Consider the following 26,128-nt stretch of genomic DNA (forward strand, 5'->3'; position numbering starts at 1 on the left):
CCCGGAGCGGGTCCGGCGCGGCGTACGGCGAGCCTAGGAGCCGCGTGTTTCCCGCGCATTGCCGCCGGACGACGAGCGCGCACCGTCGGAACGACGTCTGCGCCGTCGCACCGGGCGGGCAGTAGACTGGGAGCAGTCGTCGCGCGTGCGCGGCGCGATCCTGGCCGCGAGAGAAACGGGAACGTCCACGTGTCTACTTCCGCCGAGCTGCACACCCAGAACCCCTCCCAGACCCCCAGCGGGCAGCCGCACCCCGCGGTCCTCGCCCCGACTCCCGAGCGCGTGCGCGCCGTCGAGCGCCTGGCCGAGCAGGCCCGCGAGCACGACGGCGCCGCCCCCTTCACCGAGCAGACCCTCGTGCAGCTGCGCCGGGCCGCCCGCGACGACGCCGAGCGGATCCTGCTGGTCATCGCCGAGGAGGACGGGCAGGCGCTCGCCGCGGCCGTGGCCACCGCCCCGGACCCGCAGGACGAGGAGTCCACCGGTACGCTGGAGGCCGTCGTCGCCCCCGATCGACGCGGCGCCGGGCTCGGCCGGGCCCTGCTGGAGACCGCCCTGGGCGAGGAGGGCCTCGGCGAGGACCTGCCCCGCTACCGCGCCTGGGTGCACGGCTCGGGGCTGGCCGGGGACTCCCGGGAGTACTCCGCGCCCCTGGCCGCCGTGCAGCTGGCCAAGGACCTCGGGCTGCACGCGGTGCGCGAGCTGTGGAAGATGCGCCTGGAGCTCACCGATGCCGCCCGCCGCTCGATCGCCGAGCAGGCCGCCGCCCATGAGCCCGCCGCCCCGGTGCACCTGCGCACCTGGACCCCCGAGGACGCCGAGGCCTGGCTGCGCCTGAACGCCCAGGCCTTCGCCGAGCACCCCGAGCAGGGCCGCCTGACCCGCGCGGACCTGGACGCCCGCACCGCCGAGGACTGGTTCCGCCCCGAGGGCTTCTTCCTCGCCGGGACCTCCGAAGGCGCCGACGGCGGCTCCGGGCTGCTGGGCTTCCACTGGACCAAGATCGAGACCGATCAGCAGGGCCCGCGCGAGGGCGAGGTCTACGCCGTCGGCGTGGCCCCGGACGCGCAGGGCACCGGGCTGGGCAAGGCCCTGACCTTGGCCGGCATGGACTGGCTGGCGCGCCTGGGCACCGGCGAGGACGCGCAGGAGGAGCCGCTGGCCGCCATCGTCCTGTACGTGGACGCGGACAACGCCCCGGCGGTGAGCCTGTACCGCTCCCTGGGCTTCGTCCCGTGGGACGTGGACACGATGTACGCCCCCGGGCCCGCCGGGCAGGACGACGCCGCCCCCGCCCCGAGCGCGAACCTCACCCGCCCGGCCGAGATCTCCGACATCGCCAAGATCGAGCGCGCCGAGACCCGCGGGGACCGCATCGACGAGCCCGAGCACTTCTCCACCCCGCTGCTGCAGGGGGACTTCGGCTCGGAGCGCTTCCTGGACCGGGAGACCTCCTGGCTGGACTTCAACACCCGGGTGCTGGAGCTGGCCGAGGACCCGAACCTCTACCTGCTGGAGCGGCTGAACTTCCTCTCCATCGTCGCCTCCAACCTGGACGAGTTCTTCATGGTCCGGGTCGCCGGGCTCAAGCGGCGCATCGCCACCGGCATCGCCGTGCCCTCCGCGGCCGGGCTGACCCCGGAGGAGCAGATGGAGGAGATCTCCGAATCCGCCCACCGGCTGCAGCAGCGCCACGCGCAGGTCTTCCATGAGCAGGTGCTGCCCCGCCTGGAGGAGGAGAACCTGTTCATCGTCGGCTGGGAGGACCTGGAGGAGGAGGCCCGGCAGCGGCTGTCCGCCGAGTTCCAGGAGCGGGTCTTCCCGATCCTCACCCCGCTGGCCGTGGACCCGGCCCACCCCTTCCCGTACATCTCCGGGCTGGCCCTGAACCTCGCCGTCATCGTGCGCAACCCGCAGACCGGCAAGGAGCTGTTCGCCCGCGTCAAGGTCCCGGACCAGCTGACCCGGATGATCTCCGTGGACGGGCCCAAGACCACCAACTCCTCCTCCCGCCCGGCCCGGTTCATCCCGCTGGAGACCGTCATCGCCCAGCACCTGGACCAGCTGTTCCCCGGCATGGAGGTCGTGGAGCACCATGTGTTCCGGGTGACCCGCAACGAGGACCTGGAGGTCGAGGAGGATGACGCCGAGAACCTCCTGAAGGCCCTGGAGAAGGAGCTGCTGCGCCGACGCTTCGGCCCGCCCGTGCGCCTGGAGGTGGAGGACTCCATCAACCCCGCGATCCTGGACCTGCTGGTCTCGGAGCTGCGCATCGACGAGTCCGAGGTGTACCAGCTGCCCGCCCCGCTGGACCTGCGCGGGGTGTCCAACATCGTCAAGGTCAACCGGCCCCGGCTGCACTACCCCACCTATGTGGCCCACACCAGCCGCTTCCTCAACGCCGCGGAGACCGCCAAGGCCGCGGACGTGTTCGCCGCGACCCGGGACCACGACGTGCTGCTGCACCACCCGTACGACTCCTTCGCCACCAGCGTCCAGGCCTTCCTGGAGCAGGCCGCGGCGGACCCGAACGTCATGGCGATCAAGCAGACCCTGTACCGCACCTCCGGGGACTCCCCCATCGTGGACGCCCTGATCGAGGCCGCGGAGGCCGGCAAGCAGGTGCTGGCCCTGGTGGAGATCAAGGCGCGCTTCGACGAGCAGGCCAACATCTCCTGGGCCCGCAAGCTCGAGGAGGCCGGGGTGCACGTGGTCTACGGCATCGTCGGGCTGAAGACCCACTGCAAGCTGTCCCTGGTGGTGCGCCGGGAGGCCGACGGGCTGCGCCGGTACTGCCACATCGGCACCGGCAACTACCACCCCTCCACCGCCCGGTTCTATGAGGACCTCGGCCTGCTGACCTGCGATGCGCAGATCGGTGAGGACGTCTCCCGGCTGTTCAACCAGCTCTCCGGGTACGCCCCGAAGACCACCTTCAAGTCCCTGCTGGTGGCCCCGCGCTCGCTGCGCTCGGGCCTGATCGACCGGATCAACCGGGAGATCGCCCACCAGCGGGCCGGGCTGGCCGCGAAGATCCAGATCAAGTGCAACTCCATGGTCGATGAGGCGATCATCGACTCCCTGTACCGGGCCTCGCAGGCCGGGGTGCGCGTGGACGTCGTCGTGCGCGGGATCTGCGCGCTGCGCCCGGGCGTGCCGGGACTGTCCGAGAACATCACGGTGCGCTCCGTGCTGGGCCGGTTCCTGGAGCACTCGCGGGTGTTCACCTTCGCCAACGGCGGCAAGCCGGTGGTCTACATCGGCTCCGCGGACATGATGCACCGGAACCTGGATCGGCGCGTGGAGGCGCTGGTGCGGATCAAGGACCCGGTGCACGTGGAGTACCTGCTGACCCTGTTCGACCTCTACCTCTCCGAGCGCACCTCCACCTGGCACCTGGACGGCGACGGCGTGTGGACCCGCCACGCGCTGGACGCCCAGGGGCGCCCGCTGATGGATGTGCAGAGCCACTACCTGGAGTCCCGGGCCCGGCAGGGCTCCTCCTCCCGAGGCTGAGCCAGCCTCCCGCGGGTCCCGCCGCCCCGGCGCGTCGGGGCCCCAGTGCGCGCGCAGCCGTCATCGATCCCCTCACCCGAAGGAAGCTCCCCGATCATGTCCAAGCCCTCTTTCCCCGCCGTCGTCGCCGCCGGCGCCCTGTGCTGGCGCGAGCGCGAGGGCGTGCTGGAGGTCCTGATCATCCACCGCCCCAAGTACGACGACTGGTCCTGGCCCAAGGGCAAGCGCGACGACGGCGAATCCGTGCCGCAGACCGCGATCCGGGAGGTCGCCGAGGAGGTGGGCCTGAGCATCACCCTGGGCGCCCCCCTGGCGGTGACCACCTACCAGGTCAAGCAGGGCCGCAAGGACGTGCACTACTGGGCCGCGCACGTGCCCGCCTCCGCCCAGGCCCACCAGGACGGCGGCGAGGTGGACGAGCTGCGCTGGGTCACCCCGGAGCAGGCCCGGGACCTGCTGACCAACGCCACGGACACCGAGCCCCTGGACCGGCTGGTGGCCCTGCACGAGGCGCAGGACCTGCGCACCCGCGCCGTGATCGTGGTGCGCCACGCGAAGGCCAAGCCGCGCTCGTCGTGGTCCCGGGCCGAGGGCGATCGGCCCCTGGCCGCGACCGGCAAGCGCCAGGCGGTGGCCGTGGGGAAGCTGCTGGCGGCGTGGAAGCCGCAGAAGGTCATCTCCAGTCCGTGGGTGCGCTGCATGCAGACGGTCGCCGGGTACGCGAAGGCCGAGGGCCTGGCGATCAAGGAGAAGAAGCGCCTGACCGAGGCTGAGCACTCCCGCAAACCGGGGAAGGTGGAGAAGCTGATGGAGGCCGTGTTCGAGTCCGGGACCTCCACCGTGGTGTGCACGCACCGGCCGGTGCTGCCCACGGTGCTGGCCGTGGTGGATCGACACCTGCCCAAGGCGCTGCGCGCCCAGCTGCCCACCGAGGACCCGTACCTGAGCCCCGGGGAGATGATCGTGCTCAATGTGAGCCGGAAGCACCGAGGCCGCGTCGTCTCCCTGGAGCAGGTGAAGCCCAGCGATGACTGAGACGACGTCGATCCCCACGCCCTACGAGGACCTGCTGCGCGACATCCTCGCCCACGGCACCCACCGTCCGGACCGCACCGGCACCGGGACCACCGGGGTGTTCGGCCGGCAGATGCGCTTCGACCTGGCCGCGTCCTTCCCGCTGCTGACCACCAAGCGGGTGCACTTCAAATCCGTGGCCCTGGAGCTGCTGTGGTTCCTGCGCGGCTCCTCCAACGTGCGCTGGCTGCAGGAGCGCGGGGTGAGCATCTGGGACGAGTGGGCCGATGAGGACGGCGAGCTGGGCCCGGTCTACGGGGTGCAGTGGCGCTCCTGGCCCACGCCGTCGGGCGGGCACATCGACCAGATCGCCCAGGTGATCCGCTCCCTCCGGGAGAACCCGTTCTCCCGCCGGCACGTGGTCTCCGCGTGGAACCCGGCCGAGGTGGAGGACATGGCCCTGCCCCCGTGCCACGCGCTGTTCCAGTTCTACGTGGTTCCGGATGCCTCCGGGGCGCCGCACCGGCTGTCCTGCCAGCTGTACCAGCGCTCCGCGGACATGTTCCTAGGGGTGCCGTTCAACATCGCCTCCTACGCGCTGCTGACCCTGCTGGTCGCCGATCAGGTGGGTCTGGAGCCCGGGGAGTTCGTGTGGTCCGGCGGGGACTGCCACATCTACGACAACCACCGGGAGCAGGTGGCCGAGCAGCTGAGCCGCGAGCCGCGCCCGTACCCTCAGCTGCGGTTCCGGCACCGCGACTCCCTGGATGCCTACGAGTACGAGGACTTCGAGCTGGTGGGCTACGACCCGCACCCGACGATCAAGGCGCCGATCGCCGTATGAGCGGGGTGGGCCCCGAGCTGGCGGCGATCTGGGCGCAGGCCGCCGGAGAGGTGATCGGACGGGACGGGGGGATGCCGTGGCACTGTCCCGCGGACTTCGCGTTCTTCCGCGAGCGCACGATGGGCTATCCGGTCATCATGGGCCGGGCCACCTGGCAGTCCTTCCCGCAGCGGTTCCGCCCCCTGCCGGGGCGGACCAACATCGTGCTCTCGCGTACCGTCTCCCCCGGGGAGCACGACGGCGCCCGGTGGGTCCGCGATCTGCCCGAGGCCCTGCGGGTCGCCGCCGAGGCGCCCAGTGGGTCGGAGCGGATCTGGCTGCTCGGCGGGGCGTCCCTGTACGACCGGGCGCTGGGGGCCGAGGACCTTCCGGTGGTGCGCGGGGGCCGGGTGTCCCGGGTGCTGGTCACGCAGCTGGACGCCGAGGTGCCCGGAGACGCCCGCGCCCCGCAGCTGGGCCCGGAGTGGTCCGTGCGGGAACTGGGCTCCGGCGTCGACCCGAAGGCCCGAGTGGCCGGTCCCGACGGCGCCCTGTCCCCCGCGGCGCTGCCCTATCGCTTCCTGGAGGCCACCCGCTGAGCTCACGCTCCGCGGCCGTTTGGGGAGCGGTCGGCGGGTTGTGGAGCGGCCTCACCGCTTCGCAACCCGCCGACCGCTTCCGAAACGCCCGGCCACCGCGGCGCGGCCCCCACCCGGCGGGGCATCTTCCGTAGACTGGGGCCCATGACTTTCCACCCTGGAGATCCCGTAGGATTCGTCGGCTGGCGCGGCATGGTCGGCTCCGTGCTGATGCAGCGCCTGGAGCAGGAGGGGGACTTCGCGGACTTCACCCCCGTGTTCTTCTCCACCTCCGCCGCCGGCTCCCCCGCGCCGACCTTCCGCGGCGCCGAGGAGCCCAGCACCCTGCAGGACGCCCACGACCTGGACGAGCTGGCGCTGCTGCCGGTCATCGTCACCACCCAGGGCGGGGATTACACGAAGGCCGTGCACGGGAAGCTGCGCGAACGCGGGTGGGACGGGCTGTGGATCGACGCCGCCTCGACCCTGCGCCAGGAGCCGGACTCCGTGATCGTGCTGGATCCGGTGAACAGGGACGTCATCGACCGGGCCCTGGAGGCCGGGATCCGGGACTTCATCGGCGGCAACTGCACCGTGTCCTGCCTGCTGATGGGCCTGGGCGGACTGTTCCGCCGCGGGCTGGTGCAGTGGAGCACCGCGATGACCTACCAGGCGGCCTCCGGCGGCGGGGCCCGGCACATGCGCGAGGTGCTGGCCGGGTTCCGCGACGTCGCCGGGACCGTCGCGCAGGAGCTGTCCGATCCGGCGTCGGCGATCCTGGAGGTGGACCGGAGGGTGCTGGCGATGCAGCGCTCCGGTGAGCTGGACACCACCCAGTTCGAGGTGCCGCTGGCCGGCTCCCTGATCCCGTGGATCGACGCGGATCTGGGCAACGGGCAGTCCCGCGAGGAGTGGAAGGCGGATGCCGAGACCAACAAGATCCTGGGCCTGGACGGCGATGACCGGGTGGTCATGGACGGGCTGTGCGTGCGGATCGCGACGATGCGCTCCCACGCCCAGGCCCTGACGATGAAGCTCACCGAGGATCTGTCGGTGGAGGAGATCGAGCGGATCATCGACGAGGACAACGAGTGGGCGCACGTGGTGCCCAACACCAAGGAGGACACGATCCGCGACCTGACGCCGGTGGCGGCCTCCGGCTCCCTGCGGATCCCGGTGGGGCGCGTGCGCAAGCTGGCGATGGGTCCGGAGTACATCTCCGCCTTCACCGTGGGGGATCAGCTGCTGTGGGGCGCGGCCGAACCGGTGCGACGGATGCTGAAAATCGCCGTCGGCACCCGCTGACGCGCGGCCCGCCCCCGACCCGGCTTTGGGAGGGGTTTCGGCGTCTAGGAGCGTCCTCGTGCCTCCCGAACACCGAAACCCCTCCCAAACACGTGCAGAGAGGTCGCGGGCGGCGGATAGGGTGAGGGAATGGACATCTGCGCCACCCGGGCGCTGGAGCGCGCCGAGCTGATCCGCCTGTACGACGCCGTCGGCTGGTCGGCCTACACCCGTGAGCCCGAGCTGTTCGACCCGATGATCGACGGGGCCTGGCTGGTGCTCAGCGCGTGGGACGAGGACCGACTGGTGGGGTTGGTCCGGATGGTCGGCGACGGCGCCACCGTCGCCTGCATCCAGGATCTGCTGGTGCTGCCCGAGCATCAGGGCCGCGGCATCGGGAGGGCGCTGCTGGGCCGGGCGCTGCAGGCCTGCGCGGGTATCCGCCAGATCTACATCACCACGGACGACGCGGCGGAGAATCAGCGGGTCATCGATCTCTACCGTTCGCTGGGCTTCCGCGCCACCTCGGAGATGGGGCTGACGACCCTCACGCTGCAGCGCTGAACTGCGTTCCCGGCTCGCGCCCAGACGTTGCGGGAGGGGTTTCGACGTTCGGCAGGCACAAGAACACTCCCTAACACCGGAATCCCTCCCACACGGGCACGGAGGGGAGGGTGGGGGAGGCTCAGGCGCGGGCGGCCGGGCGGTGCGGGGCGCAGCAGTGGCGGGAGTGCCAGGCGGCCTTGATGCGCGCCTGCCGGGCCTTGGCCTCGGCGCGGCGCTCGGCCCGCCGCAGCCTGCGCTGGGCCTTCGCCGCCCGACGCTCGGCCCGCCGCGCCTGGATCCGGTGCCACACGGCCAGCACCTTGGCCTTGGCCCACTGGTTGAACCGGTGCACGATCGGGTACTCGGTGGCCAGCACGCCCAGCCCCAGGAAGATCGCCAGCCACCCCGGCCCGGGGGTCACCAGCATGACGACGCCGGCCAGCACGATCACCCCGCCGACCAGGGTCACCAGGGCCTTGTGGACGAAGCGCAGCACCGGGTGGCGATGGGTGAAGGCCTTGAAGCGCCCCAGGGCGCGGTGCACGCGCCCTTCGCGCTGGCCCTGCTCGATCTCCCGCTCCAGGGAGGAGGTGGGCTGGGCGCGCACCCCGACGGCCGCCTCGGCGGAGGCGGTGCTCGGGTGCGTACGGGCTGCAGTGGATGATGCCATCAGTCGGCATCCTACGGCCTGGTCCCCCGGGAATCCATGGCCCGGACCGCCGGCGGATCGATTCTCCTCGCATTCTCCGGGAACGCACCGGAAACACTCCGCTCAGGTCCTTGTCCGCGTCGGCGGCCGGTGGTGTGATGGCGGTATGAAGAAGCTCATCAACGATCCCGCCGACGTGGTCCGCGATTTCCTCACCGGATTCGCCGCCGCGCATCCCACCACCCACCGCGTGGACGCCGAGCAACGCCTGGTCCTGCGCTCGAGCATTCAGGAGGGCAAGGTCGGCGTCGTCTCCGGCGGCGGCTCCGGACACGAGCCCCTGCACGCCGGCTTCGTCGGCCCCGGGATGCTCGACGCCGCGGTGTGCGGGGAGGTCTTCACCTCTCCCGTCCCGGACCAGATCCAGGCCGCCACCGAAGCCGCTGACACCGGCGCCGGGGTGCTGCACATCGTGAAGAACTACACCGGCGACGTCATGAACTTCGACATGGCCGCGGAGCTGGCAGAGGACACCCGAGTGGAATCCGTGATCGTGGCCGACGACGTCGCGGTGGAGGACTCCTCCTTCACGGCCGGTCGCCGAGGGGTCGGCGGCACGGTGTTCGTGGAGCGCCTGGCCGGGGCCGCGGCCGCCGAGGGTCGGGACCTGGACGGCGTCGTGGCCGTCGCCCGGAAGGCCGCCGAGTCCTGCCGCTCGATGGGGGCGGCCCTGACCTCCGGCACGCTGCCCGCCCACGGGAAGCCGTCTTTCCAGCTGGGTGAGGATGAGCTGGAGCTGGGCGTCGGGATCCACGGCGAACCCGGTCGCTCCCGTGAGCCGATGGCCCCCGCCGCGGAAATCGCCCGGAAGCTCACCGAGCCCGTACTCGCCGAGATCCCCTCGGGCCAGCCCGTCATCGCGATGCTCAACGGCATGGGCGCCACTCCCCTGTCCGAGCTGTACCTGATGTACGGCGAGGTCGCGAAGGTCCTGGCCGAGCACGAGGTGGAGGTCGCCCGCGTGCTGGTGGGCGACTACATCACCAGCCTGGACATGGCCGGCTGCTCCCTGACCCTGATGCCCGCCGATGACGACCTGCTGCGCCTGTGGGATTCCCCCGTGGACACCCCCTCGCTGCGCTGGGGAGCCTGAGACTCCCGGACGATGCCGCCCGGGAGCCGGGCCGATTCTCGGCCCGTCCCAGCCCCGATACCCCGTCCGCCGCGGCCCGAGTCCGGGAGGCCGCCTCGGATGTCACCCCGTTCCCGGACGGATGCGAGGAGAAGCATGGATACCGCCGATGCCGCCACATGGGTCGAGCGCGCCGCCGCGCTGATGCACGAGCACGCCGAGGAGCTGACCGAGCTGGACGCCGCGATCGGGGACTCCGATCACGGGGCCAACATGGATCGCGGCTTCGCCGCCGCGGCCCGCCTGGGCTCCGCGGATTTCGACGACGCCGCGGCGTACCTGAAGAAGGTCGGGATGACCCTGGTCTCCACCGTGGGCGGGGCCTCCGGCCCCCTGTACGGGACGTTCTTCCTGCGCTTCGCGAAGGCCTACGATGCCGGGCAGGATCCGGCGTCGGCCTTCGCCGCGGCCTTCGAGGCCGGGGCCGAGGGCACAGCCGAGCGGGGGAAGTCCCAGGAGGGCGAGGCGACGATGCTCGATGCGTTGCTGCCCGCCTCCCGGGCCCTGACCGAGAAGAGTGGGGACGGGCTGGGTCCCGCCCTGGAGGCCGCGCAGCGGGCCGCCGAGGAAGGGGCCGCCGCGACCGAGGACATGGTGCCGACCAAGGGCCGGGCCAGCTACCTGGGCGAGCGGGCCAAGGGCCATCGCGATCCCGGGGCGGCGTCGGCCGTGCTGCTGGTGCGCGCCGCACGGGAGGTGCTGGCATGATCGGGATCGTCATCGCCTCTCACTCCGCGCCGCTGGCCGAGGCGGCCCGGGAGCTCGCCCTGCAGATGGTCGCCAAGAATCCGCCGGCCCTGGAGCTGGCGGCCGGCACGGAGGACGGCGGGCTGGGCACCGACGCCGCGAAGATCGTGGAGGCCGTGCAGCGGGCCGATTCCGGAGACGGGGTCGTGGTCCTGATGGACCTCGGCTCGGCCGTGATGTCCGCCGAGATGGCCGTGGAGATGCTCGAGCCGGAGCTGGCCGAGCGCACCCGCCTGTCCCCCGCCCCGCTGGTGGAGGGCCTGGTGGTCGCGGCCGTCACGGCCGCTTCCGGCGGGGACCTGGACCGCGTGGATTCCGAGGCCCGCGGCGGCCTGCGCCCCAAGGAGAAGCACCTGGGCTGACGCACCGGGGCGGCCACCCGGGCCGCCCCGGCCGCGCCCCGCCTCACCTGCGAGGCCTGCGGGGTCCGGCGGGGTCCCGTCAGATCCGGGTGCCGACCACCACGGGCTCGGCCTCCAGGCGCACCCCGAACTCCCGCTGGACGCCCTCGCGCACCGCGCGGGCCACTGCCACGACGTCGGCGGCGGTGGCCTGCCCGCGGTTGGTGATGGCCAGGGTGTGCTTGGTGGACAGGGCGGCCCGGCCGCCGGCGACGGCCGCGGACTCCCCCTCCAGCCCGTAGCCCTTGTCGAAGCCCGCGTGCTGGATCAGCCAGGCCGCGGAGAGCTTGGTCAGGGACTCGTCCACCGCGCCGTCGGCGTCCAGCACCGGGTAGCGCGGGGCATCGGCCGGCAGGTCCGCCCCGGCGTCGGCCGGGATGATGGGGTTGGTGAAGAAGGAGCCGGTGGAGTGCGTGTCGCGGTCCGCCGGGTCCAGGACCATGCCCTTGCCGGCGCGCAGACGCAACACGGCCTCGCGCACGCGGGACGCCGGGACCCGCTCACCGGCCTCGGTGCCCAGGCTCCGGGCCAGCTCCGCGTAGCGCAGGGGCGCGGAGTCCCCGCGGACCTCCAGATCGAAGCTCACCTGCAGCACCGCCCAGCGCGGGGAGGGCCCGAGCATCTCCCGCTTCAGCGCGGAGTCCCGGTAGGCGAAGGCCATCCGCTGCCGGTCGAAGACCTCCACGCGCCGTTCGACCCGGTCCCACAGCCGGGCGGAAGCGAAGTGCTGGGAGATCTCCGTGCCGTACGCGCCGACGTTCTGCACCGGGGTGGCCCCGACGGTGCCGGGGATCCCGGAGAGGGTCTCCAGCCCGGACAGGCCCTCCTCGAGGCTGCGGGCCACCAGGCCGTCCCAGTCCTCCCCGGCCTCGGCACTCAGGCGCGCGCTGCGTCCGTCCTCGGCGCGGCGCACGGTGACGCCGGTGCTCGCGGTGTGCACCACGGTGCCGTCGAAGCCGTCGTCGCCGACCACCAGGTTGGACCCACCGCCTAAGATCAGCACCTGATCCCCGGCGTCATCGGCCGCGATCAGGGCGTCGATGATCTCCTGCTCGGTGCGCGCACGCACGTAGGTGCGGGCCGGGCCGCCGACGCCGAGGGTGGTCAGTTCGCTCAGAAGGGTCTCGCTCACCCGGCCCAGTCTAGCCGCGGGTCGTCAGCCGCCAGGCCCGGCACCCGTGCCGTGCCCGCACGGTGCCCGCCGGGACGCGGGCGGCTCGGGCAGCACCGACGAGACGGACTCAGCTGAGCCGGTGCACCCGCTCCTCCTCCGGGGTGGCCAGCTGCGGGACCAGAAGGAAGGACACGACGACGAGCACCAGGACCACGGACAGCCCCTGGCGCACCCCCAGCGCCTCCCCGAGCAGACCCAGGATCGGCGGGCCGCCGAGGAACGCGCCGTAGCCGACGGTGGAGACCACCGAGACCCGCGCGGAGGCCTTCATCGGATTGTCCGCCGCGGCGGACATGCCCACCGGGAACCCCAGGGCCGCCCCCAGACCCCACACGAAGATCGCGCCCATGCCCAGCCACAGCCATGGGGACAGCACGAAGGTGCCCAACCCCACCACGGCCAGCACACACGCGATCCGCATGACCCGCACCCGCCCGTAGGCGTTGAGCAGCCCCGTGCCCAGCAGCCGCCCGGAGGTCATCGCGGTGACGAACAGCCCGTAGCCCACGGCCCCCACGGAGTCGGAGGCGCCGTAGCCGTGGGTCAGGGCCAGCGCGACCCAGTCGTTCGCGGAGCCCTCGGCCAGGGCCATGCCCAGCACGAACACCCCGAGCAGCACGGTGCGCTTCTCCATCCACGCGTGGCGCACCGAGAACCTGCCCGGCACGGCCTCCGGGTCCACGATGGCCATGATCCCGGTGGTCGCCGGGCGCACATCCTCGGACTCGGTGCGAGTGAAGGCCATGCCCACCACCACCAGCACGATCACGACGGCGTAGACCGCTGTCATGTGCGCGGCCACGGACACGCCCAGGGCCGTCATCGCGGTGCCGACGATCGAGCCGATCACCGTGCCGACCGAGAAGCAGCCGTGCATCAGGGGCATGCGCTGCTTGCCCAGGGCCCGCTCCACGGCCGCGCCCTGCACGTTCGCGGCCACCGAGTAGGTGGCCTGCCCGAGGCCGAACAGCCCCAGCCCGATGCCGGCCAGCGTCACCGAGCCCAGCACCGACACGGCGTAGGCCAGGCCCAGCCCGCCGAGCATCATCAGCGCGAAGGTGATCCACAGGGTCCGCTGGGCCCCCAGGCGCATGACCACCATCCCGGAGGCGGACACCGACAGAAACGCCCCGAGGGTCTGCGCGAGCAGCAGCAGCCCGAGCGGGCCGGCGCTGAGGTGCAGCTGCTGGGCGATCGCCGGGACGCGCACGAGCCACGCGGAGATGGACAGGCCGCTGGCCAGGTAGATCCCGAGCACAGCGAAGAGCCAGGCGCGGTCGGTCACGGGGCGGCGCCCGGTGGTGCGGGTGATCATGGTCTCCTCCTGGCGACGCACGAGAGCGGATCCGGTGCGGATCCGGCGGCAGGTGTTGCGATGACGAGGCGGCGCCCCTCCCGGAGAGGGCGTACCCCTCCGGAGGGGCCGGGGCAGGAGCCCGAACGCCGCGGGATGCCTCCGGGCGCGGCAGGGCTGTTCCCGGCGGCGGCGCCGGGTCTCAGAGGGCGACGACCGCCTGGGCCTTGACCAGCACCTTCTGCGCGGTGCCCTCGGCGTCCGGGGCGGTGACGGTCAGATCCACCCGGGCCGTGCGCGCCTGCGGATCCAGCGCGCCGATCTTCCCGGACACGGCCAGCACGGTGCCGCCGGTCTCGGGGCTGGCCGCCCCCTCGGCATCGGGCACGGGCACGGGCTTGGTGAAGCGGGTCTGGTAGTCCACGATCGCCGCCGGGTCCTGCGCCCAGTCGGTGACCAGCTGCACCGCCGCCCCCATGGTGAGCATCCCGTGGGCGATCACCCCGGGAAGCCCCACGGCCTCGGCGAAGCGCTGGTTCCAGTGGATCGGGTTGAAGTCCCCGGAGGCGCCGGCGTAGCGGATCAGATCCGCCCGGGTCAGCGGGATCTCTCGAGTCCCGATCTGCTGGCCCTTCTCCAGGTCATCGAACTGCGGCCTGCTCATGCCTGCTCCTCCCCTCGCACCAGCAGGGAGGACACCGCGGTGCACACCGGGGCTCCCTGCGCGTCGGCGATCTCCTCGCGGGTCGTGATCACGGCCCCGGTTCCCAGGGCGCGCACCGCGTCCACATGCACGACGGCGCGCAGCTCGTCCCCGGCCACGATGGGCCGGTGGTGGGTGAAGCGCTGGTCGGCGTGGACCACCCGGGAGAAGTCGATGCCTGCGGTGGGGTCCTGGATCAGCTGGGCGTCGGCGGCCTGGGCGATCACGACGGCGTAGGTCGGCGGGGCGACGAGATCCGGGTGCCCGAGCGCCCGGGCGGCGTCGACGTCTGTGTGGGCGGGGTGCTCGGCGTGCACCGCGCGGGCGAAGGCGCGGATCGCCTCGCGGGAGACCTGGTAGGCGGGGGCGTCCTCGTAGACGCGCCCGGCGAGGTCTGCGGCGAGGCCCGGCTGCTGCTCGGGCATGGCTCTCCTCGTGGTCGGGATGGGGGCGCTCCCCAGCCTATCCCCCGCGCCCGTTCCCGCTCCCGGACCGGGGATGAGAGAAGGACCCCCGTCCGCCGCGGCGATGGCCGCGGGGACGGAGGTCCTTCTGTAGGTAGCGGTGGACGGGCTCGATCCGTCGACCTCACGATTATGAGTCGTGCGCTCTAACCAGCTGAGCTACACCGCCATACATGTGAAGCGCCCGCGCGCGGCCTCAGCCGTGCGCGGGCCCTCATCATGAGAGCCCCGACCGGGAATCGATCCCGGGACCTCCATCTTACCAAGATGGCGCTCTACCACTGAGCTATCGGGGCAACGACATAAGACTATACAGACCGGTTCACAAGCCCGCCAAATCCGTCAGCCATGTCGTCCATCACAGCGGATCCGCTGTGATGAGCTCGCCGTCGGGCGGGGCCTCAGCGGCCGCGGTAGCCCTCGCGCCCGCCGCGCTCGAAGCGGTCCCGGTGCCCCCGGTACCCGCCGCGATCCCCGCGGTCCCGGTTCCCGCGGTAGCCGCCGCGGCCGTCCCGGTCACGCCCGCCGCGGTAGCCCCCGCGGGGACCGCCCTGGCCGCGTCCGCCGGGACGCCCGCCCGAGCGCCCGCCGCCGGCGCGACCGCCGCGATCCGGGGCGATGTCGATCCGGTGGCCGTTGATCTCCAGGTCCCGCAGGGAGTCCACGTCCAGGTCCTCCGGCAGGTCCACCAAGGAGAAGCCGCCGCGGATGTCGATGTTGCCGACCTGGGAGCCGGTCAGCCCGCCCTCGTTGGTCAGGGCCCCGACGATCGCGCCGGGCAGCACCCGCTGATCGTGGCCCACCTGGATCTTGTAGGTGCGCAGGCCCTCGTCGCTGCGACGCCGCGGGCCGCGCTCCCGACCGCCGTCGCGATCCCCGCGCTCCCGGTCCCGGCCGCGCGCCGGACGCTCCGGCAGCTCCTCGGCGAAGAACGGGCGCCCGTCCTGGGCGATGAACGCGATCGCGGCGGCGACGTCCTCGGCGGGGACGTCGTGCTCGGCGACGTAGCCCTCCACCAGGCCCTTGAACAGGGTCAGGTCCTCGGACTCGAGGGTCTCGGTGATCTGCTGGGCGAAGTTGTCCAGGCGGGACTGGTTCACGTCCGCGGCGCTGGGCATGTGCATCTGCTCGACCTTCTGGTGCGTGGCCTTCTCGATCTGACGCAGCATGTGCTTCTCGCGCGGGGTCATGAACAGGATGGCCTCACCCTCGCGCCCGGCCCGCCCGGTGCGCCCGATCCGGTGCACGTAGGACTCGGTGTCGTGCGGGATGTCGAAGTTGACCACCAGGGAGATCCGCTCCACGTCCAGCCCGCGGGCGGCGACGTCGGTGGCCACGAGGATGTCCACCCGACCCTCGCGCAGGGCCTCCACGGTCCGCTCCCGCTGGGTCTGGGGGATGTCCCCGTTGATCGCGGCGGCCTGGAAGCCGCGGGCCTTGAGCTTGTCCGCGACCTCCTCGGTCTCCTTCTTGGTGCGCACGAAGGCGATCACGCCGTCGTAGTCCTCGACCTCCAGCACCCGGGTCATGGCCTCGAGCTTGTGGGAGTGCATGACCTGCATGTACCGCTGCCGGATGTTCGCCGCGGTGGTGGTCTTGGCCTTCACGCGCACCTCCACCGGGTCGCGCAGGTAGTCCTCGGCGATGCGGCGGATGGACTTGGGCATGGTCGCGGAGAACAGGGCCACCTGCTTCTCCGCGGGGGTCTGGGAGAGGATCTCCTCGACGTCCTCGGCGAAGCCCATGCGCAGCATCTCGTCGGCCTCGTCCAGCACCAGGTGGCGCAGCTGGGACAGGTCCAGGGAGCCGCGCTTGAGGTGGTCGATGACGCGCCCGGGGGTGCCGACGACGACCTGCGCGCCGCGGCGCAGACCGGCCAGCTGGGGGCCGTAGGGGGAGCCGCCGTACACGGGCAGGACGGTGAAGTCCTCGAGGTGCTTGGCGTAGGAGGAGAAGGCCTCCCCGACCTGCAGGGCCAGCTCGCGGGTGGGGGCGAGCACCAGCACCTGCACGGCCTTGGAGAGGCCCTCCAGGTCGGACAGCTCGGCCAGGTGGGACAGGGCCGGCAGCGCGAAGGCCGCGGTCTTGCCGGTGCCGGTCTGGGCCAGGCCGACGACGTCGCGGCCCTCCAGCAGCAGCGGGATGGTCTCCGCCTGGATCGGGGAGGGGGTCTCGTAGCCGATCTCCTCCAGCGCGGCCAGCACTCGCCCGTCCAGGCCGAGCTCGACGAAGCGGGGCCCGGCGGGCTCCTCGGCCGGGGCGGCCTCGGCGGAGGAGGCCTCCGCGGCGGGGGCCGGAGTCTCGGCCTGCTGGGTCTGCTCGGGCTGCTGGGTCTCAGCCGGGGCGGTCTCGGCCGTCTGGGTCTCGGGGTCCGCGGGGGTGGTGCGGGCGTCGTCGGGCAGGGGGGTGGTGTTTTCGCTCACCGAAAGGTCCTTTGCTTGGCGGGGGTCGTGTCCCGGCGAAGATCTCGCCGGAGGCCGGATGTCTCCCCTCATGGCTCCGCCCGCGTGGGCCGACTCCGAGTTGCAGCGGAGGACGTCATCTTCGGTGGGCGCACCCGTCCCGCTGATCTGCGGGTGTCTGTGGTCTTCAGGCGGTGCGCGCGGCGGCGAGCTTGAGATCGAGTGACGGCCTTCCGCTCCGCTGTCTCAGCGGGCGTGGGGGCGCGTCTCGGGGAATCCCGGTGTCCCCCACCCTACCCCACCGCGGTGCGCCCGCGGCCGGGGCGTGACGCACCGCTCGGTGCCCCGCACCCCCGATCGGACGGGGCCGGGCGTGGGGCGGCGTCGGACCCCTGCGGGGCGGGCGCGGTCAGGCCCGGCGCAGCACCACGACGCTGCGCTCCCGGAACACGACGTCGTAGGACGCGCCGTAGTGCTCCCGGGCGTAGGCGCCCGGATCGGCGGGGCCGCGCCCGCCCCAGGTGGCGCCGTCGGTCTGCAGCACGAGGTACTCCGGGGCCGGGTCCCCGGCGGTGCCGATCCAGTGCACGTCCCGGCCCGGGACCAGGCGGGTGAGCACCGAGAGGTCCGCGGCCACGCTCACGCCCTCCGGCACGTGTTCGACGGCCCGCTGCCGCGCCTGGATCACCTGCCGCTGCGCGGCATCCGGCTCCCGCTGCCGCCAGGCCTCGGCCAACGGTCCCGAGGGCACCAGGGCCACCGCGAGGACGGCGGCCAGCACCGGCCCGGCCGCGCAGACGGCGTCCACCGTCGCTCGCGCCCGCGAGCGCAGGACGGCGGCGCGCCCGCTCGCCCCGGGATCCCCGGCATCGCCCTGGTGCACGACCTCGCGCCGACGGCGCTGCGCGGGGGCCGCAGCGCGGGCCCGCAGGGCGGCGTCGAAGACCGCGGCGAACAGCACGGGCATCAGCACGAGGCTGTAATGCCAGGTGGGCCCCCAGTACCCCTCGTTCGGGGAGAGGAAGCGCCACACGAGGGTCGGCAGACCCACCCAGGACAGCGGCGAGCGCAGGAACACCACGGCCCCGCTGAGCAGCAACAGCCCCCAGGTGCGCAGCTTGGCTTCAGGGGTGAACAGCTGGGCGAAGGCCTGCAGCGGGTCGCCCAGGGCCCGCGGCACATCCACTTTGTCCGCGTAGTCGAAGGTCCCGTGCGGATTCAGCGCGGGCAGGATCACGCTGACGGCCAGCACGCTCCAGGCCAGGCCCCAGCACGCCAGGATGATGCCGGTCGGCGCCCCGGGCCGACGCAGCGCGCCCCGCACCCGGTGCGCCGCCGCGCTGCACAGGCCGGGCGCGGGGCGGATACCGGACGCGGATCGCTGCTCGCCGGAGCCCTCCGACGCCGAACCGGACCCGGGCTCAGGCCCCGCGCCGTGCCCGTCCGCGGCGGGGGCGCGAAGGGCCGTCCAGAGGATGACCAGCCCGATGACCGCGACGGTGATGCCGAGGTCCTCCTTGACGAAGACCAGGGGCGCTGCCCACCCGGCGGCCGCGCGCAGGCGGCGCAGGGCCAGCAGGCACAGGCTCATCGCCAGCAGCGGCACCGCGAAGGCGACCTCGTGGAACTGCACCCGCACCGCCTCGAGCACCCCGAAGCTGAGGGTGAAGGCCGTGCCCAGGCAGAGCCCACGCGCCCACCCGAGGAAGCGGGTGCCGAAGCCGGCGAGGATCCCGGCCCCGAGACCGAGCAGCGCGTCCTGGGTGATCATGACGGCCAGGCCGCTGGGCCACAGCGCCCAGACCGGGCCGAGCAGGATGAGCAGGGGGTGGAAGTGGTCCCCCAGGAGGTTGAAGCCGTGGCCCTTGATGTCCACGATCGGGGCCCGCAGGTGCGCGTAGTCCTGGGCCAGCTGGGAGAAGATCGCCAGGTCCCAGGAGGGGCTGTCCCAGCGTTCCCACTGCCCCACGGACATCCAGGAGAACAGCCCCGCAGCGAGCAGCGCGCAGACCGCGCCGAGCGCCCAGGTTGCGCGTCGCGAACCCCGCGGCGCGACAGCCCGACCGGCGGCGGGGTCGGCGCTGCCGCCGGAGGTGGCGGCGCGTCGACCGCGTGAGACGATGGATCCCATGCCTGCTCCCTGCGTTCGCGAGCGTCTGCTGCGCCCGGATTCACCCGTGGATCTGGCGCGCACGCTCGCGGTGCTGCGGCGCGCCACATCGGACCCCACTGTACGCATCCGCAGCGGATCCCACGGCACCCGCGCGGTGCTCACCGCACGCATCCCGGAGGACACCGGGTCGGGGGTCACCGCGGTGCTCGAGCAGGGCCCGCACCTGGTGCCCGACGCCGCGGCGCGCGAGGCCGCGTCGGGTCCGGCCTGCTGGCCGATCCTGGTCCGGGCCTGGGGGTGGGATCCGGAGGAGATCGCGGCCTTCCTGGATCGAGCCGCCGGACTGACGGGGCTGGCCGATGACTGGCCCGGCTTCGCGGCCTCACCGGAGCACCGGCTGATCCCAGCGGACATCCGGGCGGCGTTCCGCACCCGTCCGGGGCTGCGGCTGAGCTCCTCCGGGTGGGTCTTCCGCCACGCGGTGAGCGCGGTCTTCGAGCAGAAGGTCACGGGTGCGGAGGCGATCGGGGCGTGGCAGCGCCTGACCCGCGAGCACGCGGACCCCGCGCCGTCCCCGGGTGGGACGGCCCCGGCGTGGGCGCGGGACCTGGTGCTGCCGCTGACGCCGCTGCAGTGGCGCCGGATCCCGTCCTGGCACTGGCGCACCGCCGGGGTGGATGCCCAGCGCAGCGCCGCGGTGGGTCGGTTGGCGGAGGCCGCCGGATCGCTGATCCGCGCCGAGGAGGCGCGACGACTCCCGGGCGGGGCGGCGCACGGGGTGGCTGCTCTCGCCCGGGGGCTGGCGGCGGTGCCGGGGATCGGCCCGTGGACGGTGGCCGAGACGATGCAGCGCTCCCACGGTCTGCCGGATGCGATCAGCGTGGGCGACTACCATCTGGCCCACGGCGTCTGCTACGCCCTGGAGGGGCGCGCCGGGGACGATGAGCGGATGCTGCGGCTGCTGCGCCCGTGGGCGGGCAACCGCCAGCGGGTGGTGCGCATGATCCTGGCCGCCGGGCCCCGCCGACCCCGGCGCGGGCCCCGGGTGGCCCCGCAGGCCCACCGCTTCGGGGGCTGACGACGCGGCTGCGGCCCCGGAACGGGTGTTCCGGGGCCGCGGGGCGGAGATCCCACGGCCGCCGGGCGGGCGCGGGATCGGGTGGGTGCCGGGCTCAGGCCTGCGCGGGATCCGCGGACGGGGCCTGCCCGCCCTCGGCCTGCTGGGCCGCCTGCTTCTCGGCCTCGGCGATCTGCCGGCGCACGTCGTCCATGTCCAGGCCCTGCACGGCCTCGATGACCTGGTCAAGCTGGGAGCCGTTGAGGGCGCCGGGCTGGGCGAAGACGAGGGTCTGCTCGCGGAAGGCCATCAGGGTGGGGATGGAGGTGATCCCCGCTGCGGCCGCGAGGCTCTGCTGGGCGTCGGTGTCCACCTTGCCGAAGGCGATCTCCGGGTGCTTCTCCGAGGCGGCCTCGAAGACCGGCCCGAACTGCTTGCAGGGCCCGCACCACTCGGCCCAGAAGTCCACGAGCACAATCTCGTGGTCCTGGATGGTCTGGTTGAGGTTGTTCTCGGTCAGTTCGACGGTAGCCATGCGCCCGAGACTACGCACCGACCCCGGGCGAGCCCCAGGCCTTTCACTGTGAGCACAGCATCCTGACCGCGGCCGGTTGGCACCCGCCGGCTCGGCGTCGGCCTCCGCACCCGCCGGAGGCGGGGCCGCGGCGGAGGTGGAGACGCCGAAGGGCCCCGATCCGGTGGATCGGAGCCCTTCGGGTGGCGCGCCCTGTGCAGGGCATCGGTGGCAGGTGAGGGATTCGAACCCCCGTAGGCAGTGCCAGCTGATTTACAGTCAGCCCCCTTTGGCCGCTCGGGTAACCTGCCGAGCCTCCGCCGCGCCGGCGCCTCGGCCGTCACGATGGATCATCGCTCCCGCAAGCGGGAGCGGATACCACCGTAGCGGACCCGAGCCTCCCGGCACAAACCCCGGCCCCTGCGCGGACCCGACCTGTGAGCAACGGCACCGGGAGGGGCGCTCTCTCTCCCGAGGTCCGCCGCATCGGGCCCGCCTCACCGACCGCCGGGCACGCGCGGCGGCGTGTGCTGCTCGACCAGCAGCGCGGCCTCGATGCGGGCCAGGAACCGGGCGGACTGCCGGGCGCTGATCTCCCCGCGGGCCACCGCCGCGCGCAGGTCCTCTCGGACCCCGCGATGCCGGGCCACCAGATCCGCCCGGTGCAGGCCCGCGGCGGGCACCGGGGCGGAACCGGGACGGGGGCGCGACGGCGCGGGAACGGGCAGGGCGGCGACGGCGCCTGCCTCCAGCTCGCCGGGGAGGACTCCGTGGGGAAGGACGGTGTGCATCTGCATGACTCCCACCCTCGGACGCCCGCCTGTGCCCCTGGTGAGAGGACGATCAGGGCCAGGTCGGGGAACGCTGGCCGATCGCCGATCCCTCCCCCGCCGCCCGGCCCAGCACGTACCCTGGTGGAGAACATCCGATCTCGACCCCGCAGGAGGGCCCATGGCCAGCGAATCCTCATTCGACATCGTCAGCACCGTGGACAAGCAGGAGGTCTCCAACGCGCTGAACCAGGCGCAGAAGGAGGTGTCCCAGCGCTACGACTTCCGCGGCGTCGGCGCCTCCGTGGAATCCTCCGGGGAGAAGATCCTCATCAAGGCCAACTCCGCCGAGCGCGCCCAGGCCGTGCTGGACGTCTTCCAGTCCAAGCTGGTCAAGCGCGGGATCTCCCTGAAGTCCCTGGACGCCGGGGAGCCGTACCCCTCCGGCAAGGAGCACCGCATCGAGTGCTCCATCAAGGAGGGCATCGCCCAGGACCAGGCCAAGAAGATCTCCAAGCTCATCCGGGAGGAGGGCCCCAAGGGCGTGAAGGCGCAGATCCAGGGCGATGAGCTGCGGGTCTCCTCCAAGTCCCGGGATGATCTGCAGGCCGTGCAGGCCCTGCTGAAGGAGGCGGACCTGGAGGTCGCCGTGCAGTTCGTCAACTACCGGTAGACCCCTCCGCCCCCGATCCGACGCGACGCGGCCCGCACCCCGATCCTCCGGGGTGCGGGCCGCGCGGCGTTCGGCCGGAGGCTGCGGCTCAGCGGGCGGCGTTCCCGCCGTAGCCGGCCATCTGCTCCAGGCGGGCGATGCGCTGGTCCATGGGCGGGTGGGTGGAGGTCAGGCGTCCCACGTTCAGCCCGCCGAAGGGGTTGGCGATCATCACGTGGGAGGCGTTGGCGACCTTCGGGTTCTCCGGGTCCATCGGGGCACGGGCCGTGCCCGTCTCCAGCTTGCGCAGCGCCGAGGCCAGGGCCAGCGGGTCGTCGGTGAGCCGGGCGCCGTCCTCATCGGCGTCGTACTCGCGGGTGCGGCTGATGGCCATCTGGATGACCGAGGCCGCCAGGGGGGCGACCAGGGCGATGAGCAGGCTGCCGATCACGTTGCCGCCGCGCTCCCGGTTGCCCCCGAAGAACAGGGCGAACTGGGCGATGGAAGAGACGACCCCGGCGATGGCCCCGGCCACGGAGGAGGTGAGGATGTCCCGGTTGTACACGTGCATCAGCTCGTGTCCGAGCACCCCGCGCAGCTCCCGCTCGTTGAGCAGCTGCAGGATGCCCTCGGTGCAGCACACGGCGGCGTGCTCCGGGTTGCGCCCGGTGGCGAAGGCGTTGGGCGAGAGGGTCGGGGCGATGTACAGCCGCGGCATGGGCTTGCCGGCCCGGGCGGAGAGCTCCTGGACGATCCGGTGCATGGCCGGGGCCTCCTGCGGGGTGACCGGTCGGGCGTTCATGGAGCGGATGGCGATCTTGTCGCTGTTCCAGTACCCGTAGGCGGAGGTGCCCAGGGCGATCAGGGCGAAGATCCAGATGAATGCGGAGCTGCGGGTTCCGGCGGCCAGCACGCCGCCGATCCCGAGCAGCACCGCCCAGAGTCCGCCGAACAGCAGGGCGGTCTTCAGCCCGTTGTAGTGCTGGTGCATGGTCCTTCGATGTCTCCTCGGATGACGACGACGGTCCGCGGACGCCCGCGGGGGGACGCCGAACGCGGTGCTTCAACCGTAAAGCATCCGGGTCAGGGAGTGGTTGCGCAGACCTGTCAGCCAGCTGAGGACTGGCTGGGCGGTCTCGGACAGTCGGTCAGCCGCGCCAGCGCACCACGACCCACGTCGCGGTCCAGACCGGGATGGGCCGTGCGCTCGCAGCCCGCGGGGCAGCAGCGCACGGAGCGTACGCGCGGGGGGCGTACGCGCGGGGGGCAGCAGCGCGCGGAGCATACGCCCGGGGCTCCCCCATCGGCAGCTCACCAGCGGGCAGCCCCTCATCCCCGGTCTCCTCGACCACACCGACCCCCGCGGCACGAGGGAGCCGCGCCTGGGGAACCGGCTGCCCGTCCTCCGGGAGGTCCGCGGGTGCCGCGGAGGCCGGAGTCTGCGGCCCGGCGGCGTCCTCGGCCACGGCGTCCCCGGCCGCAGCATCCTCGACCGCGGCTTCCCCGCCTGCATCCTGCTCGCTCGCGCTCTCCCCGGCGGCCACCGGCCCGGTCTCCGGCTGCGGCTCCGGGTCCACCGGATCCGGAAGCACCGGGGACTGCGCCCCGGTCGCGGGCCGCTGCGCCGCAGGGACGGGGCCGGGATCGACATCGATCGGGACGAGGTCGGTCTCCGGCTGCGCCTGTGCGGGCACCGCGGCCGCGGCGGTGCGGATCACCGGCTCCTCCTCGGGCTCCGCCGAGGGCCCGGAGGCCTCCGGCTCGGCGTCGGCGGGCCGCACCTGGGCGCTGCTGAAGGAGGCCTGCGGCACCGGCACCGCGCTCCCCCGATCCTCGACGGGGGACGAGGACCCGTCGGCGCGCCCGGCGGGTCCGGCCTCACCGGAGGAGCCCCCCTCGCCTCGGATCCCCTGGCCGTTCCCGCGGTCCGGCTCGGGCGAAGCCGTGGTGCGCGCGGCGAGGACCGTGCGCACCAGCACCGGACGCTCCGCCTCCTCACGCGCCGCCGGTGCGCCGGCTGCGGCCCGCGGGGCGGTCTCGGTCTCCGCGAACTCGGTGGGTGGGAGTCGCGACGGGGAGGACGGGGCATCGGCTTCCGATGACGGCGCGGAGATCTCCGCCCCGATGGTGGGCGAGGGCCGGGCTCCCTCCGGAGGCAGCTGTACGGTGGAGGCGAACAATGCGACCGCGGCCAGGGCCGAACCGAGCCGCACCCACCGCCACCCGGGATGTCCCGCACCCAGGTGCGCGCGCCCGGAGGGCGCGTGTCGGGGCGGGTCCGCGATTCCCCGGGGAGATGCCGCGCCGTCGGCCACGGGACCCGACGCCGCGCCGACGGCGGCCAGGGCGTGAGCCCGCTGCCCGCCGTGCAGCAGGACTCCGCCCAGGAGCATCCCCGGCAGCACCCAACCGCGCATCAGATCGGAGGTGCTGACCAGCGCCAGGTGCTCGGCGGAGCAGCGCGGGCAGGTCTCCAGATGCCGCAGCAGGCGCCGACGACGAGCAGACGTCAGGCGCCCGCGCACCAGCTGCGGGAGCATCGGCGCATATTCGGCGCACTCCCCCGTCGCCGGACGCAGCGCATAGTGGGAGAGATACCCTTCCCGGAGGCGTTCGCGGGCCCGCACGGCGGCCTGGGAGACGGCGTTGGGCGTCATCTCCAGCTCCGCCGCCAGCTCGCGAGGCGCACGCCCTTCCACATCCAGACCCCACAGGATGGTGCGCCAGCGCGGGGGCAGATCCTGATAGGCGCGGGTGACGATGCGGGCCTCCTCGCGGCGGCCCACCACGGCCTCGGTGGTCTCCGCCAGCGGCAGCGCCTCCGGGGACTGCGGATCCTGCGGGGCGGGGCCGCTGCGGCGCTCGCGCACCACCGTGGCGACCGTTCGCATCAGGTACCGCAGGAAGGCCCGACGGGGCCCTCTGCCGTCGGCGAGCATCCCGAGGATGCGCACGAAGGCCTCGGCGACGGCGTCCTCGGCCTCCTCCGGGTTCGCGCCGGAGCGTCGGGCGATCCGCACCGCGGTGCGCGCATGGCGCTGATACAGCCGCTCGGCCACACCGGCCGGGTCCTCCGGGTACCGGCGCAGCAGCGCCTCGTCCTTCTCCGGCGTCTGCGACCCCTCGGCCGCGCTGCCCGCCGCGTCTTCCGGTTGCATCACGAAACATTCACCCCCGATATTCCGAGACCCTGTCCCCCGGGCACTCGTCCCGATAACCTTAGGCCAGGATGGGCGCGGAAGCATCGCATCGAACGACGCAAGAGTCGCCACAGGATGCTCGTCATCGCAGCGTGAGAGTCCGACGACGCCGGGGCCATCCCGATGCACCGGGATACCCGGGTGCGCCCCGCCCTGCTCCATCCCCCATGGAGCACATCCCCCGATGGGGCGGCGACGCACCCGCGCCTGGCTCCCCCCTGCCAGGCGCCCCCGGAATGCGGATCCGGACATCCCCCATGTCCCGGTCCGTGAGCGGGCGGCCGCATCCCCCGATACGGGCTGCCGCGGTGTCGGGGCCTCCTCCCCGGAGGCCCCGACACCTTCTCCAGAGCACCGCGACCCCGGATCGTGACGCGATTTCAGCCGCAGATCTTCCATGATCCATATCACTCGCCCAGCGGCCTCCTATTGTGAGTGGCTCAGAATAACGCTAGGGTGGTTCCATGACCTCACAGACCACGCCGACGCACCCTCCGGCCCACGACGCCGCGGCCCTGCGCGCGCAGTGGTCGGACGAGCTGCGCTCCCTGGGCCGTCGGGTGACCCGGCAGCGCCTGGCCGTGCTGCACACCGTGCATCGGCACCAGCACTCCACCGCCGAGGAGATCGTCCGCCACGTGCGCGCCGTGCTGCCGAGCATCACCGTGCAGTCCGTCTACGTGGTGCTGGCCGACCTCACCGCGGTCGGCATGCTCCGGAAGTTCCAGCCGCCCGGCACCCCGGGGCTGTACGAGACCCGCGCCAACGACAACCACCACCACAGCGTGTGCGTGGACTGCGGGCGCGTGGAGGACGTGGACTGCGCCGTCGGGCAGGCCCCGTGTCTGCACCCGAGCCAGACCCATGGGATGCAGATCCTCAGCGCCGACGTCGTCTTCCGCGCCCTGTGCCCGCAGTGCCGGGCCCCCCGGGAGCGCGCCGAGGCCGAGTCCCGGGACTGATCCCGGGGTCGCCATCTCAGACCACCCGAACCGCTCCGCACCCGCGGAGCCCGGGCCCATCCCCAGTCACACC

At 73.0% G+C, this 26,128-nt stretch carries 23 protein-coding genes, 3 tRNA genes and 1 pseudogene; 13 read left to right on the forward strand and 14 right to left on the reverse strand.

Annotation, left to right across the window (positions count from 1 at the left end; translation table 11 throughout):
* Positions 1 to 282 precede the first annotated feature (282 nt).
* From mshD to I6G21_RS01605, 7 genes and pseudogenes are all read left to right on the forward strand, one after another.
* Positions 283 to 1,221 (forward strand): annotated as a pseudogene (gene mshD / locus I6G21_RS10575) (mycothiol synthase); the annotation flags it as partial.
* A 30-nt stretch (positions 1,222 to 1,251) separates the two neighbouring features.
* On the forward strand, positions 1,252 to 3,516 hold the full coding sequence (locus tag I6G21_RS01580; RefSeq protein WP_375542949.1) for an RNA degradosome polyphosphate kinase: 2,265 nt from the start codon (positions 1,252 to 1,254) through the stop codon (positions 3,514 to 3,516).
* A gap of 96 nt (positions 3,517 to 3,612) precedes the next feature.
* Positions 3,613 to 4,551 carry an NUDIX hydrolase gene (locus I6G21_RS01585; RefSeq protein ID WP_058730696.1) on the forward strand — a complete coding sequence of 313 codons (939 nt, stop codon included), beginning with the start codon at positions 3,613 to 3,615 and terminating at the stop codon, positions 4,549 to 4,551.
* Positions 4,544 to 5,374 (forward strand): thymidylate synthase, encoded by an 831-nt coding sequence (locus tag I6G21_RS01590; RefSeq protein ID WP_100464466.1) that lies wholly within the window; start codon positions 4,544 to 4,546, stop codon positions 5,372 to 5,374. Before I6G21_RS01585 ends, I6G21_RS01590 begins: the two co-directional genes overlap by 8 nt.
* Positions 5,371 to 5,952 (forward strand): dihydrofolate reductase, encoded by a 582-nt coding sequence (locus I6G21_RS01595; RefSeq protein ID WP_081046210.1) that lies wholly within the window; start codon positions 5,371 to 5,373, stop codon positions 5,950 to 5,952. The genes I6G21_RS01590 and I6G21_RS01595 overlap by 4 nt, the downstream gene beginning before the upstream one ends.
* Before the next feature lie 144 nt (positions 5,953 to 6,096).
* Positions 6,097 to 7,236 carry an aspartate-semialdehyde dehydrogenase gene (gene asd, locus I6G21_RS01600; protein WP_129357763.1) on the forward strand — a complete coding sequence of 380 codons (1,140 nt, stop codon included), beginning with the start codon at positions 6,097 to 6,099 and terminating at the stop codon, positions 7,234 to 7,236.
* 129 nt (positions 7,237 to 7,365) lie between these two features.
* Positions 7,366 to 7,779: a GNAT family N-acetyltransferase gene (locus I6G21_RS01605; protein ID WP_129357762.1), complete on the forward strand. Its 414-nt coding sequence runs from the start codon at positions 7,366 to 7,368 to the stop codon at positions 7,777 to 7,779.
* Positions 7,780 to 7,900: 121 nt separating this feature from the next.
* Here I6G21_RS01605 and I6G21_RS01610 read toward each other — a convergent pair whose 3' ends face one another.
* Positions 7,901 to 8,431 carry a PGPGW domain-containing protein gene (locus I6G21_RS01610; protein ID WP_129357761.1) on the reverse strand — a complete coding sequence of 177 codons (531 nt, stop codon included), beginning with the start codon at positions 8,429 to 8,431 and terminating at the stop codon, positions 7,901 to 7,903.
* Between the two features lie 145 nt (positions 8,432 to 8,576).
* Here I6G21_RS01610 and dhaK point away from each other — a divergent pair, with 145 nt between their 5' ends.
* The 3 genes from dhaK (at position 8,577) to dhaM (ending at position 10,711) form a co-directional block, all read left to right on the forward strand.
* Positions 8,577 to 9,563, forward strand: coding sequence for a dihydroxyacetone kinase subunit DhaK (dhaK, locus tag I6G21_RS01615; protein ID WP_058731141.1), 987 nt, complete (start codon positions 8,577 to 8,579; stop codon positions 9,561 to 9,563).
* 135 nt (positions 9,564 to 9,698) lie between these two features.
* The gene (dhaL, locus tag I6G21_RS01620) at positions 9,699 to 10,310 is read left to right on the forward strand and encodes a dihydroxyacetone kinase subunit DhaL (protein ID WP_196826217.1); all 612 of its coding nucleotides are present in this window, start codon (positions 9,699 to 9,701) and stop codon (positions 10,308 to 10,310) included.
* Positions 10,307 to 10,711 (forward strand): dihydroxyacetone kinase phosphoryl donor subunit DhaM, encoded by a 405-nt coding sequence (dhaM, locus tag I6G21_RS01625; RefSeq protein WP_058731143.1) that lies wholly within the window; start codon positions 10,307 to 10,309, stop codon positions 10,709 to 10,711. The genes dhaL and dhaM overlap by 4 nt, the downstream gene beginning before the upstream one ends.
* Before the next feature lie 79 nt (positions 10,712 to 10,790).
* On the opposite strand, the gene I6G21_RS01630 is transcribed toward dhaM, so the two are convergent.
* The 8 genes from I6G21_RS01630 to I6G21_RS01665 all read right to left on the reverse strand — a co-directional run bounded on the left by I6G21_RS01630 (position 10,791) and on the right by I6G21_RS01665 (position 18,918).
* Complete coding sequence (locus I6G21_RS01630) at positions 10,791 to 11,882, reverse strand: UDP-N-acetylmuramate dehydrogenase (RefSeq protein ID WP_129357760.1); 1,092 nt, start codon at positions 11,880 to 11,882, stop codon at positions 10,791 to 10,793.
* A 109-nt stretch (positions 11,883 to 11,991) separates the two neighbouring features.
* Complete coding sequence (locus I6G21_RS01635; RefSeq protein WP_100464470.1) at positions 11,992 to 13,239, reverse strand: MFS transporter; 1,248 nt, start codon at positions 13,237 to 13,239, stop codon at positions 11,992 to 11,994.
* A 181-nt stretch (positions 13,240 to 13,420) separates the two neighbouring features.
* Positions 13,421 to 13,882, reverse strand: coding sequence for a MaoC family dehydratase (locus tag I6G21_RS01640; protein WP_058731146.1), 462 nt, complete (start codon positions 13,880 to 13,882; stop codon positions 13,421 to 13,423).
* On the reverse strand, positions 13,879 to 14,346 hold the full coding sequence (locus I6G21_RS01645) for an FAS1-like dehydratase domain-containing protein (protein WP_129357759.1): 468 nt from the start codon (positions 14,344 to 14,346) through the stop codon (positions 13,879 to 13,881). Before I6G21_RS01645 ends, I6G21_RS01640 begins: the two co-directional genes overlap by 4 nt.
* 134 nt (positions 14,347 to 14,480) lie before the next feature.
* Positions 14,481 to 14,554, reverse strand: a tRNA-Met gene (locus I6G21_RS01650).
* A 55-nt stretch (positions 14,555 to 14,609) separates the two neighbouring features.
* Positions 14,610 to 14,681 (reverse strand) — tRNA-Thr (locus I6G21_RS01655).
* 105 nt (positions 14,682 to 14,786) lie between these two features.
* Positions 14,787 to 16,808 carry a DEAD/DEAH box helicase gene (locus tag I6G21_RS01660; protein WP_232238476.1) on the reverse strand — a complete coding sequence of 674 codons (2,022 nt, stop codon included), beginning with the start codon at positions 16,806 to 16,808 and terminating at the stop codon, positions 14,787 to 14,789.
* Positions 16,809 to 17,196: 388 nt separating this feature from the next.
* Positions 17,197 to 18,918 carry a DUF2079 domain-containing protein gene (locus I6G21_RS01665; protein WP_129357757.1) on the reverse strand — a complete coding sequence of 574 codons (1,722 nt, stop codon included), beginning with the start codon at positions 18,916 to 18,918 and terminating at the stop codon, positions 17,197 to 17,199.
* Between I6G21_RS01665 and I6G21_RS01670 the strand changes: the two genes are divergently transcribed.
* The gene (locus I6G21_RS01670; RefSeq protein WP_129357756.1) at positions 18,917 to 19,978 is read left to right on the forward strand and encodes a DNA-3-methyladenine glycosylase family protein; all 1,062 of its coding nucleotides are present in this window, start codon (positions 18,917 to 18,919) and stop codon (positions 19,976 to 19,978) included. The genes I6G21_RS01665 and I6G21_RS01670 overlap by 2 nt on opposite strands.
* A gap of 94 nt (positions 19,979 to 20,072) precedes the next feature.
* Here the strand turns inward: I6G21_RS01670 and trxA are convergent, their stop codons facing one another.
* The 3 genes from trxA to I6G21_RS01685 form a co-directional block, all read right to left on the reverse strand.
* Entirely contained in the window at positions 20,073 to 20,492 is a 420-nt protein-coding gene (trxA, locus tag I6G21_RS01675) for a thioredoxin (protein WP_058730738.1), read from the reverse strand.
* A 208-nt stretch (positions 20,493 to 20,700) separates the two neighbouring features.
* A tRNA-Tyr gene (locus I6G21_RS01680) sits at positions 20,701 to 20,782 on the reverse strand.
* A 186-nt stretch (positions 20,783 to 20,968) separates the two neighbouring features.
* Positions 20,969 to 21,268: a hypothetical protein gene (locus tag I6G21_RS01685; RefSeq protein ID WP_058730737.1), complete on the reverse strand. Its 300-nt coding sequence runs from the start codon at positions 21,266 to 21,268 to the stop codon at positions 20,969 to 20,971.
* Positions 21,269 to 21,422: 154 nt separating this feature from the next.
* On the opposite strand from I6G21_RS01685, the gene I6G21_RS01690 reads away from it, so the two are divergent.
* The gene (locus I6G21_RS01690) at positions 21,423 to 21,914 is read left to right on the forward strand and encodes a YajQ family cyclic di-GMP-binding protein (protein ID WP_058730736.1); all 492 of its coding nucleotides are present in this window, start codon (positions 21,423 to 21,425) and stop codon (positions 21,912 to 21,914) included.
* An 88-nt stretch (positions 21,915 to 22,002) separates the two neighbouring features.
* Here the strand turns inward: I6G21_RS01690 and htpX are convergent, their stop codons facing one another.
* Positions 22,003 to 22,884, reverse strand: a complete 882-nt coding sequence (gene htpX / locus I6G21_RS01695) for a zinc metalloprotease HtpX (RefSeq protein ID WP_058730735.1) — start codon at positions 22,882 to 22,884, stop codon at positions 22,003 to 22,005.
* Positions 22,885 to 23,041: 157 nt separating this feature from the next.
* A complete protein-coding gene (locus I6G21_RS01700) occupies positions 23,042 to 25,051 on the reverse strand; it encodes a sigma-70 family RNA polymerase sigma factor (protein WP_165869986.1) in 2,010 nt (669 codons plus the stop codon).
* Between the two features lie 506 nt (positions 25,052 to 25,557).
* Between I6G21_RS01700 and I6G21_RS01705 the strand changes: the two genes are divergently transcribed.
* The gene (locus I6G21_RS01705) at positions 25,558 to 26,055 is read left to right on the forward strand and encodes a Fur family transcriptional regulator (RefSeq protein ID WP_129357754.1); all 498 of its coding nucleotides are present in this window, start codon (positions 25,558 to 25,560) and stop codon (positions 26,053 to 26,055) included.
* Positions 26,056 to 26,128: the final 73 nt, after the last annotated feature.

Origin of the sequence: Rothia kristinae, from assembly GCF_016028855.1 — a bacterium.
In the GTDB taxonomy this organism is placed as follows: Bacteria; Actinomycetota; Actinomycetes; order Actinomycetales; family Micrococcaceae; genus Rothia; species Rothia kristinae.

What these genes read in the sequence shown, in the direction of transcription:
- I6G21_RS01580 (WP_375542949.1), top strand. Translation starts at nt 1,252, where the DNA reads ATGTACGCCCCCGGGCCCGCCGGGCAGGACGACGCCGCCCCCGCCCCG.
- I6G21_RS01585 (WP_058730696.1), top strand. Translation starts at nt 3,613, where the DNA reads ATGTCCAAGCCCTCTTTCCCCGCCGTCGTCGCCGCCGGCGCCCTGTGC.
- I6G21_RS01590 (WP_100464466.1), top strand. Translation starts at nt 4,544, where the DNA reads ATGACTGAGACGACGTCGATCCCCACGCCCTACGAGGACCTGCTGCGC.
- I6G21_RS01595 (WP_081046210.1), top strand. Translation starts at nt 5,371, where the DNA reads ATGAGCGGGGTGGGCCCCGAGCTGGCGGCGATCTGGGCGCAGGCCGCC.
- asd (WP_129357763.1), top strand. Translation starts at nt 6,097, where the DNA reads ATGACTTTCCACCCTGGAGATCCCGTAGGATTCGTCGGCTGGCGCGGC.
- I6G21_RS01605 (WP_129357762.1), top strand. Translation starts at nt 7,366, where the DNA reads ATGGACATCTGCGCCACCCGGGCGCTGGAGCGCGCCGAGCTGATCCGC.
- I6G21_RS01610 (WP_129357761.1), bottom strand. Translation starts at nt 8,431, where the DNA reads ATGGCATCATCCACTGCAGCCCGTACGCACCCGAGCACCGCCTCCGCC.
- dhaK (WP_058731141.1), top strand. Translation starts at nt 8,577, where the DNA reads ATGAAGAAGCTCATCAACGATCCCGCCGACGTGGTCCGCGATTTCCTC.
- dhaL (WP_196826217.1), top strand. Translation starts at nt 9,699, where the DNA reads ATGGATACCGCCGATGCCGCCACATGGGTCGAGCGCGCCGCCGCGCTG.
- dhaM (WP_058731143.1), top strand. Translation starts at nt 10,307, where the DNA reads ATGATCGGGATCGTCATCGCCTCTCACTCCGCGCCGCTGGCCGAGGCG.
- I6G21_RS01635 (WP_100464470.1), bottom strand. Translation starts at nt 13,239, where the DNA reads ATGATCACCCGCACCACCGGGCGCCGCCCCGTGACCGACCGCGCCTGG.
- I6G21_RS01640 (WP_058731146.1), bottom strand. Translation starts at nt 13,882, where the DNA reads ATGAGCAGGCCGCAGTTCGATGACCTGGAGAAGGGCCAGCAGATCGGG.
- I6G21_RS01645 (WP_129357759.1), bottom strand. Translation starts at nt 14,346, where the DNA reads ATGCCCGAGCAGCAGCCGGGCCTCGCCGCAGACCTCGCCGGGCGCGTC.
- I6G21_RS01670 (WP_129357756.1), top strand. Translation starts at nt 18,917, where the DNA reads ATGCCTGCTCCCTGCGTTCGCGAGCGTCTGCTGCGCCCGGATTCACCC.
- I6G21_RS01665 (WP_129357757.1), bottom strand. Translation starts at nt 18,918, where the DNA reads ATGGGATCCATCGTCTCACGCGGTCGACGCGCCGCCACCTCCGGCGGC.
- trxA (WP_058730738.1), bottom strand. Translation starts at nt 20,492, where the DNA reads ATGGCTACCGTCGAACTGACCGAGAACAACCTCAACCAGACCATCCAG.
- I6G21_RS01685 (WP_058730737.1), bottom strand. Translation starts at nt 21,268, where the DNA reads ATGCAGATGCACACCGTCCTTCCCCACGGAGTCCTCCCCGGCGAGCTG.
- I6G21_RS01690 (WP_058730736.1), top strand. Translation starts at nt 21,423, where the DNA reads ATGGCCAGCGAATCCTCATTCGACATCGTCAGCACCGTGGACAAGCAG.
- htpX (WP_058730735.1), bottom strand. Translation starts at nt 22,884, where the DNA reads ATGCACCAGCACTACAACGGGCTGAAGACCGCCCTGCTGTTCGGCGGA.
- I6G21_RS01700 (WP_165869986.1), bottom strand. Translation starts at nt 25,051, where the DNA reads ATGCAACCGGAAGACGCGGCGGGCAGCGCGGCCGAGGGGTCGCAGACG.
- I6G21_RS01705 (WP_129357754.1), top strand. Translation starts at nt 25,558, where the DNA reads ATGACCTCACAGACCACGCCGACGCACCCTCCGGCCCACGACGCCGCG.